Origin of the sequence: Microcystis sp. M079S1 (assembly GCF_020246425.1) — a bacterium.
In the GTDB taxonomy this organism is placed as follows: domain Bacteria; phylum Cyanobacteriota; class Cyanobacteriia; order Cyanobacteriales; family Microcystaceae; genus Microcystis; species Microcystis aeruginosa.
On sequence record NZ_JADBSZ010000280.1, the window covers coordinates 1 to 3,705 of the forward strand.

The 3,705-nt window shown below is 46.5% G+C and carries 6 protein-coding genes; 2 read left to right on the forward strand and 4 right to left on the reverse strand.

All coding sequences use genetic code 11. The annotated features are described in order from the left end of the window. Positions 1–582: 582 nt before the first annotated feature. Together frr and pyrH are read right to left on the reverse strand one after the other, a co-directional pair. Entirely contained in the window at positions 583–1,104 is a 522-nt protein-coding gene (gene frr, locus IM456_RS18290) for a ribosome recycling factor (protein ID WP_374756723.1), read from the reverse strand. 13 nt (positions 1,105–1,117) lie between these two features. Continuing rightward, positions 1,118–1,840 (reverse strand): UMP kinase, encoded by a 723-nt coding sequence (gene pyrH, locus IM456_RS18295; RefSeq protein WP_002800489.1) that lies wholly within the window; start codon positions 1,838–1,840, stop codon positions 1,118–1,120. A 205-nt stretch (positions 1,841–2,045) separates the two neighbouring features. Here pyrH and IM456_RS18300 point away from each other — a divergent pair, with 205 nt between their 5' ends. Further along, the gene (locus IM456_RS18300; RefSeq protein ID WP_287694650.1) at positions 2,046–2,627 is read left to right on the forward strand and encodes an FHA domain-containing protein; all 582 of its coding nucleotides are present in this window, start codon (positions 2,046–2,048) and stop codon (positions 2,625–2,627) included. Positions 2,628–2,848: 221 nt separating this feature from the next. Here the strand turns inward: IM456_RS18300 and aroQ are convergent, their stop codons facing one another. Next, on the reverse strand, positions 2,849–3,304 hold the full coding sequence (aroQ, locus tag IM456_RS18305; protein WP_002797921.1) for a type II 3-dehydroquinate dehydratase: 456 nt from the start codon (positions 3,302–3,304) through the stop codon (positions 2,849–2,851). Between the two features lie 41 nt (positions 3,305–3,345). Beyond that, on the reverse strand, positions 3,346–3,480 hold the full coding sequence (locus IM456_RS18310; protein ID WP_002762237.1) for a hypothetical protein: 135 nt from the start codon (positions 3,478–3,480) through the stop codon (positions 3,346–3,348). A 91-nt stretch (positions 3,481–3,571) separates the two neighbouring features. Here IM456_RS18310 and IM456_RS18315 point away from each other — a divergent pair. Continuing rightward, a partial coding sequence (locus tag IM456_RS18315; RefSeq protein ID WP_071823976.1) for a helix-turn-helix domain-containing protein occupies positions 3,572–3,705 on the forward strand: 134 nt, incomplete at its 3' end.

Genomic DNA, 3,705 nt, shown 5'->3' on the forward strand with positions numbered 1-3,705 from the left:
CTAGATGTTAAGTCTGATTGCCTAGTCATTCTCAACAAGCACTGTTTATTGAGAATAAGCGGGGGAACCCTGAAATTTTCGGCTTAGTTGGCGGCAGCTTGCCGCCAACTCACTCCTCTAGATAAGTATTTTGACTCACGCCCCTTCCTCTTTTGAGACGTTGTGACACTTAGGGTGCGGAATGTGGGTTTTGAGGGAAAAAAAGTCTAAAAACCTTGTTGGATAAGGTTTTTAGATTTATTCAGCAAACCCTAAATAGGGACAAAAAGCTAAATAGGGCTTGCTGAAAATTACTGAAAGCCTTACTAGAAAACGGTTTTGGCACTTTTTTTAGCCAAAAAAGTGCCAGAAACAAACGTTGAGAAATCGATCCGAGGGACTCAAAACCCTTGCACTTTCGCTCTTCGATCTCGAAGGGTTCCGCTTCCAGACCTGCGAGGTCATTCTGTTATTCTGACTTCCCCTCCCGACTCCTGACTCCTGACTCCTGACTCCTGAATCCTAACCCCACCAATAAACTTTTTCAGCAAACCCTAAATAGAACAGACAAAAAGCCTGTTCTATCCCTTAGGAGAAAAAAACTTAAACGGTCATGATATCTTTTTCTTTTGTCGTTAATAAATCCTCGATTTTGGCGATAAATTTATCGGTGGATTTCTGCACTTGATCCTGTAAATCCCTGGATTCATCCTCAGAAATTTCGTGACCTTTTTCCCGTTTACGGATAGCATCGATCGCATCCCGGCGAATATTGCGGATAGCCACCTTTCCTTCTTCGGCCAATTTCGCCGCTAATTTGACCAATTCCTTGCGGCGATCGCTAGTGAGGGGAGGGATATTCAAACGAATGGTCTGACCGTCATTACTGGGGGTTAAACCCACGTCCGAGAGAGAAATCGCCTTTTCGATCGCCCCCATACTGGTACGATCAAAGGGTTGAATCGCGATCGTGGTCGCGTCGGGAGTGCTAATTGTCGCCAGGGACTTGAGGGGAGTTTCCATGCCATAATACTCCACCACGATCCGATCTAAAAGAGAAGCATTTGCCCGGCCGGTACGAATCGTATTAAAATCTCTCTGGGTTGATTCGACGGTTTTCTGCATCTGGTCTTGAACTTCAGCTAACTTCACAGAATCCTCCTACCAATGTTCCAACGGGTTCACCTTTGACAGCGCGAACAATATTACCTGTCACCGACAGATCGAAAACGACTATCGGGATATTATTTTCCTTGCACAGAGCGATCGCAGTCCCGTCCATCACCCGCAGATCATGAGTCAGCACATGACCGTAGGTAAGACTTTGAAAGCGTCGCGCGTTAGGGTTGTGGGAGGGATCGGAATCATAAACTCCATCCACTTTCGTCGCTTTAAACACCACTTCCGCATCGATTTCGGCAGCGCGCAGGGCTGCCGTGGTATCGGTGGTAAAGAAAGGATTACCCGATCCCGCACCGAAAACCACCACCCGACCTTTTTCCAGATGACGGATTGCTCGCCGGCGGATGTAGGGTTCAGCTAATTCCTGCATGGCAATCGCCGTTAATACCCTAGTCGGTACTTGCGCTCGTTCTAGGGCATCCTGCAAGGTCATAGCGTTCATGACTGTTGCTATCATACCAATATAATCGGCCGTGGCCCGATCCATGCCGGCCGAGGCGGCTTTCACCCCGCGAAAAATATTGCCCCCACCGACCACGATCGCCAATTGGATGCCTTGAGCAACCACTTCGGAGATTTCCTGGGCGATAGCGGAAACCACCATCGGGTCGATCCCATAGCCGAGATTGCCCATCAGGGCCTCCCCACTCAGTTTTAATAATACCCGCTTGTACGCCATGCCCTTACTACCACTCGCTAAAACAAGATCTAGATAATTTTTGTCTCCCCATAAGATAGCAGGTTTTGGCCTTGATTTAAGCTGACCAGTTCACTCTCCCCCGGGACCGACAAGTTAAGATTAATAAATCTTTTCCTTGGCCAATTGGTATTTAGTGATACCTTTGTTATTAAGGGAAGCTTAGTTTTACAGAGAATTAATAACCGTGGTCAGCGATCGATTACTATTGGTCAACAAAAGCAATCAAGGGGCCGCTCACATCGATACCTTTGATTGGGTGTATGGGTTTCAGGATGGAACTCGTCTGATGGGAAGGGTTTGCGGTTACTTAGATCCCGATAGTAATCGTCTTCTCGATCCCGAAAACTGCAGCGCTATCTACCAGAATGCCCAGGGACAAGTCCTTAGTCGTTGGCAAGCTGGAGATTTTATCGCTTTTGAACTAACCACCACCGGGGAAGCTCTCCTGATCGTGGCTTCTAATGATAATTGTGTCAGTAATAGTCTCTGTTTGGTTTCGGGCATTAGTCGCAGCTGCGCCCAAGTTAGCGATGAAGGAAAATCCCTCGTCCGGGAGGTTTTTCAATACCCTGCTTGGTCTTTCCAGGGCGATAATAGCACTTCTAAGCCGGCTTTCAGTTGGAATTGTTCCGTATCTCCCTTTTTCCCCTTTGTTTCCCTGCGTTTTAATCTTCAGTCCACCAGCAGCAAAAAATTCTATCGTTGGACGGTTTCCCCCTATTTTCCCTTTTGTCCCCTCTTAGAAGTGGGAGAATCCCTTGCCTAATTAGGGTTTGCGGCAAAAAGTTTTTCGGTGGGGGCAGGGTGTAGGGTGTAGGGTGTAGGGTGTAGGGTTTTAGAGATTTTGAGGGGGTCAATTACCTAATTTTCAGGGAAAAAGTCCCGGAATTTTCCACCCGATCACTCCGGGATACGGTACTTTTTGGTTTCCAAAAAGTCTAAAAGTCTTACCCAACAAGGTTTTTAGATTTATTCAGCAAGCCCTAATTAGCCTTCTCTATTCTTTTGCAAATAATCGACTAATGCCCATAATCCTAGGCGATAACTTTCGGCCCCAAAACCGCTAATCTGTCCGATGGCTATATCGGCAATGTAGGAATGATGACGAAAAGACTCGCGTTTGTAAATATTGCTTAAGTGTACTTCCACACAGGCCATTTTTGTGCCTAATAGTGCGTCGCGGATGGCGATACTGGTGTGAGTATAAGCTCCCGCATTAATCAAAATACCGTCATGCTGACCCCATGCTTGCTGAATCCAGTCCACTAATTGCCCTTCCTGATTGGACTGGTGTGCGGTTAAATTCACCCCTAAACGGGTAGCTTCTTCGTTTAAAAACCGGTTAATCGCCTCTAAATTGACGTTACCGTAGAGATTCGGCTCTCTTTTCCCCAATAGGTTTAAATTCGGCCCGTGCAGAACCAGAATGCTTAGTTTATTCACAAATGTCCTCCCTATGACCACGAGAATTAATCTTATCTCGATCAGGGACTATTGCCGATCAACAACATTTTTGCCGCTACGGTAATCACCGCACCAATAGTAGCACTGAGCGCACCGACGATGATCGGCAGAATGAGACCTCGGAATCCCTGGAGGTCAGAAATAGCTTTAATCATCGGAAATTTTGGGTCTGAAACCCCGTCGTTCTACGACGGCTTTACTGTTAAATATTAGCACATTTACGAAATATATGCTAAAACGTGAGGTATGGAAAAAGCCTATTCGTTTCGATTTTACCCCACACCCGAACAAGAGTCGCTATTGCGGCGCACTTTGGGCTGTGTAAGATTAGTTTACAATAAAGCTCTCCATCTCAGAACACAAGCATGGTACGAAAGACA